The sequence below is a fragment of the Sphingomonas sp. Root720 genome (assembly GCF_001428605.1).
In the GTDB taxonomy this organism is placed as follows: domain Bacteria; phylum Pseudomonadota; class Alphaproteobacteria; order Sphingomonadales; family Sphingomonadaceae; genus Rhizorhabdus.
In genome coordinates this window covers 1,216,214-1,229,095 of the sequence record NZ_LMID01000001.1, presented here as the reverse complement: position 1 = coordinate 1,229,095, position 12,882 = coordinate 1,216,214, and the positions used below count along the sequence as shown (strand labels likewise).

The window sequence follows — 12,882 nt, the reverse complement described above, 5'->3', positions numbered from 1 at the left end:
GACGCGATCAATCTCGGATAAGATCGATCAGGGGCGCCGCGAGGGCCTTGCTCGCCGCGACAATGCCGCTTCGATCGAAGCCAAAGGCTTCGCCATCGAATGCGGTCACCGATCCTCCCGCGCCTGCGACCAGGGCAACGCCTGCGATCCAGTCGTCATGATCATTCCCCGGTTCGACATAGGCATCCAGGCGACCGGCGGCGACATAAGCGAGCTGGAGCGACGACGCAGCCATTTGCCGCACGATGAAGCAGTGGCCGGCAATGCGGGTGATCAACGCGGCGGTGTTGCCGAGAACCTCGCTGCCGATCTGCGCCACGGGCGCGAGCGAGGTCCCGATCACGGCGGTCGGCAGCGTCGTCTTGCTCGAGACCGAAACAGGATGGCCGTTGAGTGTGGTGGGGCATCCTTCGCTCCAGAGGAACATTTCGCGCAAGCGCGGGTCATAGACCGCGCCGAAGATCGGTTTTCCGTCTTCGATCAGGGCCAGCGAGGCGGACCAGAGCGGCAAGCCCTGGACATAATGATAGGCGCCGTCGATCGGGTCGAACAGCCAATAGCGTCGTTGATCGCGCCCTGTCCGGTCGGCGTCCACCATCTCGGTTTCACCCCAGCCGATCGTCGGATAGCTTTGCGCCAGCAGTTTCTTCAGCAAGGCCGTGGCGTCGGCGCTGATGCGCCGAAGCTCGCCGACGATGGCTCTGAGATCGGCGTCGGCATCGAAGCGATAGGGGTTGGCGGCGATCCGATCGGTGACGATTTGCAACGAGGATGCGCACAGTGCCGGGTCAATTTTCATCTGCATAGACATTCAGAAACTCCTTTTGCCGCTACCTATCAGTGCGGCAGCCGCGTTGCTGTCTGGCTCGCGACAAAAAGCAGGGAAATCCGGCCATTGTCGGCTGAGAAGGCCAAGGCGTGATGGCGGCACCGCTCATGCGCTCGATGATCGAGCCGCGCCTTGCCGGGACGCAGATCTGGAGTGTGTCGCCGACCTCGACCGACGTGACCGGTAAGGCGCGCCACCGTCATCCCGAAGGACAGTTGGTGATATTGTCGCAAGGGCTGTTGGCGATCGAACTGGACGATATGAGCTGGCTGATGCCTTGCGGCCGCATCGCATGGATTCCGCCGGATCGGAGCCATGCCGCCAAGCCTATCGGCGACGCGTCCGGCGTGAACGTCCATCTCGGCGCGGAGTTGGGCGCCAGGTTGCCAGCATCGCCGACAATGTTCCAGCCGACCGATGTCATGGAGGTGCTGCTCCGTCGCATGGTGCATTGGCGCTCAGACCACAGCCTGTCGCTTCGCGACCGGCGATTGGTGGACGTCCTGGTCGATGAACTGGAAATGGCGGAGGCAGACGAACTGCGGTTGCCGATGCCCCGCGATGGCCGCCTGTTCGCTGCAGCGGCCTTGGCTGTCGCCGAGCCGGCCAGCAAGCAGCGGCTGTCAGATTGGGCGGGGCGGTTGGGGACATCCGAGCGGAGTCTCTCGCGCCGGTTTCGAGCCGATACCGGCATGTCCGTCGCGCAATGGCAGATTGCGAGCCGGATGATGCAAGCGGCGAAGATGCTGCGCGAAGGAGTGAGCGTGACCGATGTCACCTATGACCTTGGCTATGATGGGCTGAGCAGCTTCATCGCCGCGTTCAAGCGATCCTATCGAATGACGCCAGCGGAATATCGACGCCAAGCGAAATTGCTTCGCGGCGGAAAGAAAATCGCAGCAAGGGACGATCGACCATGAACACGCAGAGCAACACCGCCGAATCGGTCGACATTGGAAAATTGATCGAGGCCCAGCGTGTGGGACCATTCCTGTGGTGGCTGATCATCGCGTCATGGCTGGTTACCTTCTTTGACGGCTTCGACCTCAGCGCGATCAGCTTTGCTGCGCCATATCTGGCGAAGGATATGGGTCTGACGAAGATCATGCTGGGCAATCTCTTCTCGGTTGGCCTTGCCGGATCCGCCATAGGCGGCATCCTGTTTGGCTTCCTCGGTGACCGTTGGGGGCGGCGGCCGGTTATATTGTTCGCCGTGGCGGCCTTCGGCGTCACGACGCTTTGCGTCGGCTTCTCGCATGACTATCATCTGATCTTCGCGCTGCGGTTCTTGACCGGCGTGGCCGTGGGGGGAGCGCTCCCGCTGATCTGGACGCTCAACATCGAGTTCGCGCCCAAGCGGCTGCGGTCGACGATCATCACTGTGATCATGTTCGGCTACACGCTCGGCGGAAGCTTCGCAGGTCCTGCAACCGTATGGCTGGCGCCGGACCATGGCTGGCGCGCGGTCTTCCTGGCCGGTGGTGTGGCGACGATCGTCGCGCTCGCGATCCTCTGGTTCATCTTACCGGAATCGGTGCGGTTCCTGACCAAGAACCGCTCGAATGACGAGCGGATTGCCAAGATCGCTTCGCGCATTGATCCCTCGGTGTCGAAGGATGCCGTGTTCGTCATCGAAGAAGAGGCCGCGCCTCAGCGGCAACGCAATCCCCTGGCCAGGCTGTTCACCGGTCCGCTCCGGATCATCACGCCGGCGCTCTGGCTGGCCTATATCTGCAGTTCCGCGATGGCCTTCCTCATCAGCAATTGGACTCCCATCATGATGGAGAGCGTCGATTTCACCCGAACGGATGCGGCTTGGATCGCCTCGGCCGGCTCCATTTTGGCGTCACTTGGGGGCTTTGCTATTGCCCGTGTCATAGACCGCATTGGCCCGTTGGCGCTGGCGGCGTTGCCGGCGCTCGGCACGCTGGTGCTGGCGGCCTTGATCCTGGCCGATCTGACGAGGGTCGCTTTCCTCGTCTCCTATATGCTGATCTTCCTGCTGGTCGGTGGCGCGCATCATGGCATCAACAGCATCGCTGGCATTTTTTATGCGACCGATGTCCGTGCGAGCGGCACCGGCTGGGCCTTGTCCATCTCCAAGATCGGAGGCGTTATCGGACCGATCGCCGGAGGGCTGTTTCTATCATCGGCGCTGTTCATCAAAGGCGTTTTCATGTTCGAGCTGGCCTGCGCCTCCGGCGTCATGTTGTGCCTGATCGTCCTGGGAACGGTTTACAATCGTAGCCAAGTTGGGGATCGTGCAGGCTGATCATAGCTGAGCGGTCGTCATCTGCTCGTCCTTTGAGCCGTGCGATGACCTCAAGGCGAACCGGTATGCCGCTCATGCGCGGTATACCGGAAAATTCGTCGAATTCGACGTCATGTGTGACCAGCCTGCTGGTGCTGCCTCCGGTGAGCCAGGGATCCTCTACGTCACCAGGCAATCCACCCCAGCAATGACTCATCGAGATGCAGCCGGGTTTGACGTCGAGATCTTGCTGCACCACCCCGGTGATGGCTCCCGCGCTGGAGCTTATCCGAATGAGATCACCGGGCGTTGCTGCCAAGGCGGTCAGATCATCGGGGTGGAGGAAAGCGGGATTGTACCGCCAGCGGCGCTGCTGCTTCGAATTGTCGTGCCAGTTCGAATTGATCACGTCCTGCAGCCGGCGACTGATCAATCGCCACGGGAAGCCTAGGTCGACAGGCGAATCACCCGTCGCCAGTATTGCCAGCTGCTCCATCATCGCGACCGCGCCGATATCCATGCGTCCGGGCCAGCCTTCGGGACGCGGTTGGATCCGAACTTCGGGCATATCATAGATGCGGCCCTGTGGTTGCCGCACAAGCTCATCATAAGGAACGGGGGAGCCCTTAAGGATCGCTCGCCACAGATCATCGCTGGTCGGCTGACTGTCCATGGGAAGGGCTGTGGCAGCTTCGGCTGCTGCGGCCGGGTCGAGTATCGCCATCGGTTTGACTGACATGCTCCGTCCCATGCTGCGTAATATCTCATGGAGAAATTGCCAGTCCTCGGCGAGGTCGGCCGAGGCAGGCGGCTCGACGACCGCCGGGCTTAGCTGCGCATAAGGTCGCTCATAGCCAAAGCCCGAACCCATCATGGCGCCAAACCATTCGTAGATCGCCGTGCTGCCTTGCACTTCGAGCTGCATCTTGGGTGCCAGCAGGTAATCAGCATGGCGCCCGGTCGCTGAAATCTTCGGATCGATGCACACTAGAAGATCGAGCGCCTTCATCGCTTCCAGAGCGCGGCTTTGGTTGGGAAACGCCGCAAGCGGATTCCCGCCCACCACCACGAGGGCGCGCACTTGGCCCGGACCGGGCGTCAGAATCTCGTCGATAAGCGCTGCCGTCGGCAAGCCTGCGGCCGACTCGCTGAGCCCGCGAACCCGCATTTCCTCGCCGATTCCGCGAGCGGGGAACGGTCCGGGCGACGCTGCCAGGGGCGGGAAAGGCTGGATCAAAACGCCCGGGTTGTTCCGCACCGCGCCGGCGCGAAGGCGCCAACCGCGCAATGTTGCAAGCGTCATGATGAGATATTCCGCCAATGAACTCTGGCCGCTCATATTCAGACCGGTTCCGCCCATGGCGATACCTGACCGGCCCTCGCCGAGAATGTGCGCGGCTTCGATCAGCTCCTCCACGGCTATTCCCGCGATCGCTGCGGCCCGCTCCGGCGTGAATGGTGCGACAGCCTGTGTCAGCCGGTCGAGGCCGACCGTCTCCGCCGCCAGGAATTCCCCATCGATCCGTTGATCCGCGATCAAGACATGGATCAGGCCGGCGAGCAGTTCGGCATCGGTGCCGGGCCGGCTCTGCAGAAAAAGGTCGGCATGTTTCGCCGTTTCGGTTCGTCTTGGATCAGCGACGATGACCTTCACGCCGCGGCGCTTGAGCTCGAGCATCTTGCGTGACGGATTGGGGCCCAGGCCGCCGTTCATCGTGATCAGCGGATTGGTTCCCATGAACAGGATTGTGTCCCAACTATCACTGGGCGGCGTACCTGCTAGCCAAGGGCCATGCAGCGCGGCGGCGATCACCTTACCAGGTTGATCGATCGTGCCGCTGTGGAACATCATCGGGCTGTGCAGCGCTTCGGTAAACGCGACCCCGGCTGCGAACCCGGTCATCGTGAAATAAGCGTAGGTTCCAAGGTAGGTCGCGACAGAGCGCGGTCCGTGGTCGGCGAGGATGCCGTTCAGCCTGCGACCTATCTCCGCACAAGCCTGTCGCCAGTCGGTCGCAACCCATTCCCCGCCCTCGCCCCGCCGCTGCGAGCGGAGCAGCCGTGAGGGGAGCGACTGGATCGCTCCGATCTCGCGCCCCTTGATGCAGGTGAAGCCTCCATAGATCGCATTGTCTTTGTCGCCGTGCACGGTGATGCGGCCGTCATCCTTGCATTCCACCACAAGTGCGCAATGCGCCGAGCAGATGCGGCACATGGTGTGGTGGGTTTGCGACATGACATTCCCTTCAGTGCTTTGCTTGCCCAAACCATCGCCCGTTCGAGCCCCGGCCGATTCACGCTTGAAAACTTAACACGATAAGTAATATAGGGCAATCGAGGAGATCAGATGTGACCCAAACGCGCCGTGACGCCGCTCTTTCGACCCTAGCTCCATTTCGGGCACGGCCGCTTGGCCATTTCGTCGGCGGCCAGTCCGTCGACGGGGCGGGCACCAAATTTGACGTGCTCGAGCCGGGTACCGGCGAGGTGATCGGGCAGGCTCGCGATGCCACCGAGACCGAGCTTGATGCCGCGGTGGCGGCGGCCAAGGTCGCATTTCCGGCCTGGTCCGCGACCAGCGGCGAGCAGCGCAAGCAGGTGCTTCATCGCATCGCCGATTTGATCGTCGCCCGCGCCGAAGAGATCGCCGCGGTCGAGTGCCTTGACGCCGGGCAATGCTGGCGCTTCATGTCGAAGGCCGCGATCCGGGGCGCTGATAATTTTCGGTTTTTTGCGGATCGGGCGCCGGCTGCTGCAGATGGACAGGCGCTGCCGTCGGCCGATCACTTCAATTACACATTGCGTCAGCCGATCGGGCCGGTGGCGGTGATCACGCCGTGGAACACACCCTTCATGCTCTCGACCTGGAAGATCGCTCCGGCCTTGGCGGCCGGCTGCACGGTCGTCCATAAACCGGCCGAATGGTCACCTTATTCGGCTCGCCTGCTGATAGAGATCGCGCATGAGGCGGGCCTCCCGGCGGGCGTTTTCAACGCGATCAATGGGCTCGGAGAAACGACCGGCAAGCGGCTAACCGAGCACCCCGATATCAAGGCCATCGCTTTCGTCGGCGAATCCAAGACCGGCTCGGCGATCATGAAGCAAGGTGCCGATACGCTGAAGCGGGTTCATTTTGAGCTGGGCGGAAAAAACCCGGTGATCGTCTTTGACGATGCCGATCTCGAACGGGCGCTCGATGCCGTTATCTTCATGATCTACTCGCTCAATGGTCAGCGTTGCACCTCCTCGTCGCGTCTGCTTGTCCAGCGGTCGATCTATGATAGCTTCGTGGCGAGGGCGGTCGAACGTGTGAACCGCTTGAAAGTGGGCGATCCCTTCGATCCGACGACCGAGGTCGGGCCTCTTATCCACCCTCGGCACCTAGCGAAGGTCGCAAGCTACATGGACGTCGCGCGGGCCGATGGCGCTTCGATAGCGGCTGGCGGCTCGCCCGTCGGGGGCGGCGGCTATTTCTTCCAGCCGACATTGTTCGCCCAGGCCGAGCAGTCCATGCGGATCGCGCGCGAGGAGATTTTCGGCCCGATTCTGACAGCGATCCCCTTCGACGACGAGGCTGACGCGATCGCCAAGGCCAATGACGTGGACTATGGACTGGCCGGCTATTTGTGGACCGGAGACATGGCGCGCGCGCTGCGCATGTCGAATGCGCTCCAGGCGGGCATGATCTGGGTGAACAGCGACAATGTCCGTCACTTGCCGACGCCCTTCGGGGGAGTCAAGGCATCCGGCATCGGACGCGATGGCGGCGACTGGAGCTTCGACTTCTACATGGAGACCAAGAACGTCGCGCTCGCTTATGGCTCGCATAATATCCAGCGGCTGGGTGTCTGAGACCCGCCGCGTGTTCAGTCCGAAGTGTGCGCCTTTCGGAGCGCGCTCGTCAGCTCCTTCAGCTCGCGCTGAAGATTGGCCAGGCGATCGGCGCCGAAGGCGGATCGGTTGCGGTCCACCAGGCGTGACGTGAAGGCGGCCGTATGGTCCATCAGTGCCCGCCCCGCATCGGTGAGCCTGACGAGCGATCGTCTGCCGTCGGTCTGATCGCTGTCGCGCCGGATCAGCCGGCGGTCGACAAGATCCTTGAGGATGCGGGTTACGCTCGGCGGATGCAGCAGGGCGGCCTCCGCGAGCGAAGAGAGATCGAGTTCGCCACCGTCGGCTAAGACGCGCAGGACGCGCCACTGTTGCTCGGTCACTCCAGCCTCGCGCAGATAGGGGCGAATTGGGCTCATCACCGCCTCCCGCGCCGCGAGCAATGTGCCGGCCAAGGAGTCGCGGTAGGGCGGAAGGCGGCGTGACATGGCAGTCCTATGCCATCCGGAGTTCAAGTTGACAACTTATCATGTTAAGTATATCCGGGCATCGAAGGAAGTTTGATGATTTACGGAACGGCCTACGGCGTAGCGCTAAACGATCGCCAGCAACTGGAAAGCCTGGGCGATGATCTTCTTCAGCCGCCCTATCGTGGCCTGCCCGTCGCGCCGATCGTCTATATCAAGCCGCGCAACTGCTTCGCATTAGGGGGTGCGTCGGTGCCGATACCCCGGAGTTTGGACGCGGTAGCCATCGCGCCGACCATCGCCGTCCATTTCGGCCGCGATGTCACGGAGGGCGACGATCCGTGGGCGGGTATCGCCGCGGCATGCCTGGCACTCGACGTCTCCCAGCCGCATGACAGCTATTACCGGCCCGCGATACGCGAACGTTGTCGGGATCGCTTCCTGCCGCTGGGTGATTTCGCATCCTTCGATGCGCCGTTGGAAATGGCTCGGATCGAAACCTACATTGATGAGGTTCCCGTGCACTGCTGGGCGATGGACAGGCTGGCGCGCCCGATCGGGCGGCTCGTTTCCGATCTAGCCGCCTTCATGACGCTCAAGGCCGGTGACCTCCTGCTCGTGGGTCTGCCGGGTGACGCGCCGACCGCGAGCGCGGGACAGGCAATCCGTGTCACGACGCCAGGCCTGCCCTCGCTTCACACCAGCATCGTCTGGGAGGCGGCGCAATGAAGCGCGCCCGGCTCTTTCATCGTGGCCGCGAGATATGGGCGACCGTCGAACGCGGCGGAGCAACGCTGCTGGCACCAGATGGCGAACCTATCGCGGCGTCCGAGGCGCAATGGTTGCCTCCCGTGACATCGGGTGCGACGATCTTTGCGCTCGGCCTCAACTATGCCGATCATAACGCTGAACTCGGCTTTGCGGCGAAGCAGGCAGCACCGCTTATTTTCCTCAAGGGGCATGCCACGCTGGTCGGTCATGGCGGGGCAACGCCACGGCCGACCGACGCGCGCCAGATGCATCCCGAATGCGAGCTCGTCGCGGTGATCGGTCGTCCGACGCGCAAGGTCAAGCGTGGTCAGGCGCTCGATCACGTCATGGGTTATACGATCGCCAACGACTATGCAGTCCGCGAATATCTCGAAAACTATTATCGTCCGAATGCGCGGGTGAAAAATCGCGACGCGACCACGCCGATCGGGCCGTGGATCGTCGATGCGGCCGATATCGGCGATCCACAGGCGCTGTCGCTGACGACCCGCGTAAACGGAGTGGTGGCTCAGCACGGATCCACTGCGGATATGATCATGGATGTTGCTGGGCTTGTCGAATATCTTTCGGACTTCATGACCCTCCTGCCGGGTGACCTGATTCTGACAGGGACACCCCATGGCCTGCACTTCGTCGAGCCCGGCGATGTGATTGAGTCCGAGATCGAAGCGATCGGCACGTTGCGCAATCAGGTGGTGAGCGCGCGATGAGCCTCTACCAGCTCAGCAAGCTGCTGTTCGAATTGAACCGCAGCGAAGAGGCGAAACAGCGGTTCCAGGTTGATCCGGCCGCTTTCGCTTCGGGCTATTCCTTGAGCGAAGAGGAGCGCGGCGCTTTGCTGGAGCCCGATATCGGACTGCTCTACGTTCTTGGCGTGAATGGACAGATTCTAATGCATTATGCGGCGCTGCGGGGGATCGAATGGTCCGATTATCTGCAAAGAATGCGGGACGGCGTGAAGCAATATGGCCCGGTACGCGCCGGCATATATGCGATGACGACGTCTCCTGACGAAAAGGTGGCGGGATGAGCTTGGTGTTTGCCGGCGTCTGCAGCCATGCTCCGGGCATCACCGGCCGGGCGGAGCGTGCGCCGGAAGACCTGCGTAAAAACCTCGCCGCGGCTTATGCCGCCATGCAGCAGGCGCTTGAGGCGGCCCGTCCCGATGCGCTGATCGTCATCGCGGCGGAGCATTTCGCCAATTTCTTCATGAACAACATGCCGGCCTATGCGATGGGCATGGGGGAGGATTATTCGGGCCCGATCGAAGATCCGGAATGGCTCAGGATTCCGTCGCGGACCGTAAAGGGCGATCCCGATCTCTCGCGCCGTATCATATCCTCGGTGCTGGAGACGGTGGACGTGGCGTATGCCGAGGAATGGCGTTTCGACCATGGCATCATGGTGCCGCTCCATTTTCTGGATCCGCGCAACGAACTCAAGATCATACCGGCCAATATCAATTGCCAGGGCCCGCCCCTCACGCCGCTGCACCGCGCCTGGGCGTTCGGCGAAGCTCTGCGCCGCGCCGCCGACAGCGTTCCCGAGCGCATCGCGATCGTCGGGACCGGCGGCATATCGCACTGGCCGGCGACGCCGGATAGCGGCCGGATCAACGAGCAATGGGATCGCGCATTCCTCGATCGGTGGGCGTCGGGCGCCCGCGAGGCGATGCTGCGCTACAGCGATGCCGAAACCTATGCCGACGCAGGGCAGGGGGGCTTCGAGATCCGCACCTTCATCGCCACCGCGGCGGCGGCGAAGGGGCGGGGTACGGTCCATTATTATGAGCCGATCCCGATCTATGCGGTGGGATGCACGGTCGCGACGATGGAGATAGGCTGATGGCCCATGCCGTGGTCGAGTGGAGCGACAATCTCGAGGGCGAAGCGGACATCGGCGCGCTGCTTCGCCTCATCGCGCAGGCGATGCGCGATGCCGATGGCGTGTTTCCCTGGGGCGGCATCCGCGTCCGGGGGATCAAGCTGACCGACTATGTCATCGCCGACGACAGCGGTCAGGACGCGTTCGTCAACATAACGATCAAGATCGGCGCGGGGCGGCCGGCCGAGTTCAAGCGGGCCTTTTTTGGATCGCTATTCGAACGGATCAAGGGTCATTTCGCTCCCTTGTTCGAACGCCGGTACCTGGCGTTGTCGATGTATGTTGAGGAAGCCGACGAAGCCGACAGTTTCAAGCACAACAATATCCACGCGCGATTCAAGAAGGTCAGCTGATGCCATTGTCGGAGGCTATCGTCGTCGAATTGGCGGAACGCCTGCACCGGGCGGAGCAGGATCGGGAACAAGTCGGCCATTTTTCGGCGGATCATCCGGCGATGACGATCGAAGACGGATATGAAATCCAGCGCGCCTGGGTTCGCCGCAAGATCGGTGACGGGCGGCGGCTGATCGGTCACAAGATCGGCCTGACGAGCCGGGCGATGCAGCGCTCGTCCAACATCGACGAGCCGGACTATGGCGCGCTGCTGGACGACATGCTGTTCGCCAACAACGCCGACATTCCGGTCGAGCGCTTCATCGAACCGCGCGTGGAGGTCGAACTCGCCTTCATTCTGAAGGACGCGCTCTCGGGGCCCGACTGCACCATATTCGACGTGCTGAACGCGACCGACTATGTCTCGCCAGCGGTCGAGATCATCGATGCGCGTATCCGCCGGGTCGATCCCGCGAACGGCGCGACCCGCAAGGTGTTCGACACCATTTCCGATAATGCGGCCAATGCCGGGATCGTGCTCGGCGGGAATCCCGTCAAGCCGGATGCCGTCGATCTCCGGTGGATCGCGGCGCTCATTCATCGCAACGGCGTGATCGAGGATAGCGGCGTCGCCGCCGCCGTGCTGGGTCATCCCGCGATCGGCGTGGCCTGGCTCGCCAACAAGCTGGCGCCGTGGGGCGAGACATTGCAGCCGGGCGAGATCATCCTCAGCGGTAGCTTCACCGCGCCGGTCTTTGCGACGGCGGGAGACAGCTTCCACGTCGACTATGGCCCGCTCGGCTCGATTTCGGTTCGCTTCGCATGAACCGGTTCGTGGCGGCGCTGGGGCAGGGACGGCCCCTGTTGGGGCTATGGCAGGCGCTGGCCAATCCCTATACCGCCGAGATATGCGCGGGGGCGGGCTATGATTGGCTGCTGATCGATGGCGAGCATGCCCCCAATACATTCCAGACATTGTTGGGCCAGCTTCAGGCCGTGGCGGCCTTTCCGGTCGAGGCGGTGGCGCGCGTGCCCGTCGGCGAAGCGGCCATCATCAAGCAATATCTCGATATCGGCTTCAAGACGCTGCTGGTGCCGATGGTGGAAAGCGCCGATCAGGCGCGGGCGCTCGTGGCGGCCACGCGCTTCCCGCCTCGCGGGATCCGGGGTGTCGCCAGCGCGACGAGCAGGGCGTCGGGGTTCGGCAGGCGGAGCGACTATCTGGTGACAGCTCATGAGGAAGTGGGTCTCATCGTGCAGATCGAAAGCCGGGCGGGGCTGGAGAATCTCGACGCGATTGCCGCTGTCGACGGCGTTGACGCCGTGTTTATCGGCCCTGGAGATCTGGCTGCGTCGCTGGGGCATCTCGGTAACCCGCGTCATCCGGATGTTCAAAGCGCGATCGCCGGGGCGCTCGCGCGGATCGCGGCCGCCGGCAAGCCGGCCGGCATATTCGCGCTCTCGGTCGACGACGCGCGTCAGCGCATCTCGGACGGCATCGCGTTCGTCTCGCTGGGTACCGATATCGGCCTGCTCACCGCCGGCGCGCGGACCTTGGTCGAAGCCTGCCGCCCGGACGGTGCCTGACGGTCAGCGACGGGCGGCCAAATGCACCGCTCGCCAGGTCGCCGGCGACTGGCCGACAGCTTGACGAAATGCCCGGCTGAAGTGGGTCTGATCCTCGAAGCCGAGCGTCGTCGAGATCTCGAAAATCTGAAGCGCCGTGTAGAGGAGCAGCCGCTTGGCTTCGGTGATGGTCCGCCCCCGCACCAGGGCCGCAGCACTGAGATCATGCCCGCCGCGCGCGGCGTTGTTCAGCAGATAGGCGGTCGTGCCGAGCTCTTCCACATAGCGTTCGACCGACCAGCGCTCTCGAAAATGGCGCTCGAGCAATATGTGGAAGCGCGTCAACAACCGCTTCCCCTGCGCGTTGACGCCCGATCCGGCCTTGTTCCGGGCTTCACCGAGCCGTGCGATCAAAATCAGGATGAGCCGGACATAGGCCGCCATGGCGTCCGCCTGGGCCCAGGATGGATAGCGATATTCCCGCTCCACCCGTTCGAACAGCAACCCGAATTCCTCGGCCATTTCGTCGACATCGAGCAATCGCGGCCCGGCCAGCGCATCGACGATGCGGGCGTCCATGGCTTCGGTGCAGTCGGCCCAGAAACCTTCGGACATGCTGATCACGATCGCGTCTCCGCGGACAGGGACGTCGAAGCCGTGGACTATGCCCGCCGGCATCACGACGAGCGCCGTCCCCGGCAATGTCATCCGTTCGCTTTCGATCAGATAATCGCCCTCCGCCTCGCGCCAGAAGGAAAGCTGGTGAAGGTGCGGATGGCTGTGCGCCGAAACATGGCCGTTATGCACGGCGACGCGATCGGACACGCGTTCGACATGCACAAACCGGGAGTCTACTTCCCGCGGCGGTTCGCCATAGATGTAGAAAAAGGGGACTTCGGCCGTCATTCACCCTCTCATCTTTTTTGACAAACTGGTCGGCATTTTCGCCT

The 12,882-nt window shown here is 62.8% G+C and carries 14 protein-coding genes; 10 read left to right on the top strand and 4 right to left on the bottom strand.

Annotated elements, in window-relative coordinates; translation table 11 throughout:
* Positions 1-7 precede the first annotated feature (7 nt).
* Positions 8-811 (bottom strand): inositol monophosphatase family protein, encoded by an 804-nt coding sequence (locus tag ASE22_RS05670; protein ID WP_082545654.1) that lies wholly within the window; start codon positions 809-811, stop codon positions 8-10.
* A gap of 110 nt (positions 812-921) precedes the next feature.
* On the opposite strand from ASE22_RS05670, the gene ASE22_RS05665 reads away from it, so the two are divergent.
* Positions 922-1,749 (top strand): helix-turn-helix transcriptional regulator, encoded by an 828-nt coding sequence (locus ASE22_RS05665; protein ID WP_056355979.1) that lies wholly within the window; start codon positions 922-924, stop codon positions 1,747-1,749.
* The gene (locus tag ASE22_RS05660) at positions 1,746-3,101 is read left to right on the top strand and encodes an MFS transporter (protein WP_056355977.1); all 1,356 of its coding nucleotides are present in this window, start codon (positions 1,746-1,748) and stop codon (positions 3,099-3,101) included. Before ASE22_RS05665 ends, ASE22_RS05660 begins: the two co-directional genes overlap by 4 nt.
* Here the strand turns inward: ASE22_RS05660 and ASE22_RS05655 are convergent.
* Positions 3,034-5,316 carry a molybdopterin-containing oxidoreductase family protein gene (locus ASE22_RS05655; RefSeq protein WP_082545655.1) on the bottom strand — a complete coding sequence of 761 codons (2,283 nt, stop codon included), beginning with the start codon at positions 5,314-5,316 and terminating at the stop codon, positions 3,034-3,036. The genes ASE22_RS05660 and ASE22_RS05655 overlap by 68 nt on opposite strands.
* A gap of 113 nt (positions 5,317-5,429) precedes the next feature.
* Between ASE22_RS05655 and hpaE the strand changes: the two genes are divergently transcribed.
* Positions 5,430-6,932 (top strand): 5-carboxymethyl-2-hydroxymuconate semialdehyde dehydrogenase, encoded by a 1,503-nt coding sequence (gene hpaE, locus ASE22_RS05650; protein ID WP_056355973.1) that lies wholly within the window; start codon positions 5,430-5,432, stop codon positions 6,930-6,932.
* 14 nt (positions 6,933-6,946) lie between these two features.
* Here the strand turns inward: hpaE and hpaR are convergent, their stop codons facing one another.
* The gene (hpaR, locus tag ASE22_RS05645) at positions 6,947-7,366 is read right to left on the bottom strand and encodes a homoprotocatechuate degradation operon regulator HpaR (protein WP_235536487.1); all 420 of its coding nucleotides are present in this window, start codon (positions 7,364-7,366) and stop codon (positions 6,947-6,949) included.
* A 108-nt stretch (positions 7,367-7,474) separates the two neighbouring features.
* Here hpaR and ASE22_RS05640 point away from each other — a divergent pair, with 108 nt between their 5' ends.
* From ASE22_RS05640 to ASE22_RS05610, 7 genes are read left to right on the top strand one after another with little or no spacing between them, the layout of a single operon-like run.
* Positions 7,475-8,107 (top strand): fumarylacetoacetate hydrolase family protein, encoded by a 633-nt coding sequence (locus ASE22_RS05640; protein ID WP_056355969.1) that lies wholly within the window; start codon positions 7,475-7,477, stop codon positions 8,105-8,107.
* Complete coding sequence (locus tag ASE22_RS05635; protein ID WP_056355966.1) at positions 8,104-8,859, top strand: fumarylacetoacetate hydrolase family protein; 756 nt, start codon at positions 8,104-8,106, stop codon at positions 8,857-8,859. The genes ASE22_RS05640 and ASE22_RS05635 overlap by 4 nt, the downstream gene beginning before the upstream one ends.
* Positions 8,856-9,179 carry an aromatic ring-opening dioxygenase LigA gene (locus ASE22_RS05630; RefSeq protein WP_056355965.1) on the top strand — a complete coding sequence of 108 codons (324 nt, stop codon included), beginning with the start codon at positions 8,856-8,858 and terminating at the stop codon, positions 9,177-9,179. Before ASE22_RS05635 ends, ASE22_RS05630 begins: the two co-directional genes overlap by 4 nt.
* Positions 9,176-9,994 carry an extradiol ring-cleavage dioxygenase gene (locus tag ASE22_RS05625; RefSeq protein WP_056355963.1) on the top strand — a complete coding sequence of 273 codons (819 nt, stop codon included), beginning with the start codon at positions 9,176-9,178 and terminating at the stop codon, positions 9,992-9,994. Before ASE22_RS05630 ends, ASE22_RS05625 begins: the two co-directional genes overlap by 4 nt.
* Entirely contained in the window at positions 9,994-10,386 is a 393-nt protein-coding gene (locus ASE22_RS05620; protein ID WP_056355961.1) for a 5-carboxymethyl-2-hydroxymuconate Delta-isomerase, read from the top strand. Before ASE22_RS05625 ends, ASE22_RS05620 begins: the two co-directional genes overlap by 1 nt.
* Positions 10,386-11,192 (top strand): 2-oxo-hept-4-ene-1,7-dioate hydratase, encoded by an 807-nt coding sequence (gene hpaH, locus ASE22_RS05615; RefSeq protein WP_056355959.1) that lies wholly within the window; start codon positions 10,386-10,388, stop codon positions 11,190-11,192. Before ASE22_RS05620 ends, hpaH begins: the two co-directional genes overlap by 1 nt.
* Entirely contained in the window at positions 11,189-11,953 is a 765-nt protein-coding gene (locus ASE22_RS05610; protein WP_056355957.1) for an HpcH/HpaI aldolase family protein, read from the top strand. The genes hpaH and ASE22_RS05610 overlap by 4 nt, the downstream gene beginning before the upstream one ends.
* Before the next feature lie 3 nt (positions 11,954-11,956).
* Here the strand turns inward: ASE22_RS05610 and ASE22_RS05605 are convergent, their stop codons facing one another.
* Positions 11,957-12,838 (bottom strand): AraC family transcriptional regulator, encoded by an 882-nt coding sequence (locus ASE22_RS05605; RefSeq protein WP_056355956.1) that lies wholly within the window; start codon positions 12,836-12,838, stop codon positions 11,957-11,959.
* Between the last annotated feature and the right edge of the window lie 44 nt (positions 12,839-12,882).

What these genes read in the sequence shown, in the direction of transcription:
- ASE22_RS05670 (WP_082545654.1), bottom strand. Translation starts at nt 811, where the DNA reads ATGTCTATGCAGATGAAAATTGACCCGGCACTGTGCGCATCCTCGTTG.
- ASE22_RS05665 (WP_056355979.1), top strand. Translation starts at nt 922, where the DNA reads ATGGCGGCACCGCTCATGCGCTCGATGATCGAGCCGCGCCTTGCCGGG.
- ASE22_RS05660 (WP_056355977.1), top strand. Translation starts at nt 1,746, where the DNA reads ATGAACACGCAGAGCAACACCGCCGAATCGGTCGACATTGGAAAATTG.
- ASE22_RS05655 (WP_082545655.1), bottom strand. Translation starts at nt 5,316, where the DNA reads ATGTCGCAAACCCACCACACCATGTGCCGCATCTGCTCGGCGCATTGC.
- ASE22_RS05640 (WP_056355969.1), top strand. Translation starts at nt 7,475, where the DNA reads ATGATTTACGGAACGGCCTACGGCGTAGCGCTAAACGATCGCCAGCAA.
- ASE22_RS05635 (WP_056355966.1), top strand. Translation starts at nt 8,104, where the DNA reads ATGAAGCGCGCCCGGCTCTTTCATCGTGGCCGCGAGATATGGGCGACC.
- ASE22_RS05630 (WP_056355965.1), top strand. Translation starts at nt 8,856, where the DNA reads ATGAGCCTCTACCAGCTCAGCAAGCTGCTGTTCGAATTGAACCGCAGC.
- ASE22_RS05625 (WP_056355963.1), top strand. Translation starts at nt 9,176, where the DNA reads ATGAGCTTGGTGTTTGCCGGCGTCTGCAGCCATGCTCCGGGCATCACC.
- ASE22_RS05620 (WP_056355961.1), top strand. Translation starts at nt 9,994, where the DNA reads ATGGCCCATGCCGTGGTCGAGTGGAGCGACAATCTCGAGGGCGAAGCG.
- hpaH (WP_056355959.1), top strand. Translation starts at nt 10,386, where the DNA reads ATGCCATTGTCGGAGGCTATCGTCGTCGAATTGGCGGAACGCCTGCAC.
- ASE22_RS05610 (WP_056355957.1), top strand. Translation starts at nt 11,189, where the DNA reads ATGAACCGGTTCGTGGCGGCGCTGGGGCAGGGACGGCCCCTGTTGGGG.
- ASE22_RS05605 (WP_056355956.1), bottom strand. Translation starts at nt 12,838, where the DNA reads ATGACGGCCGAAGTCCCCTTTTTCTACATCTATGGCGAACCGCCGCGG.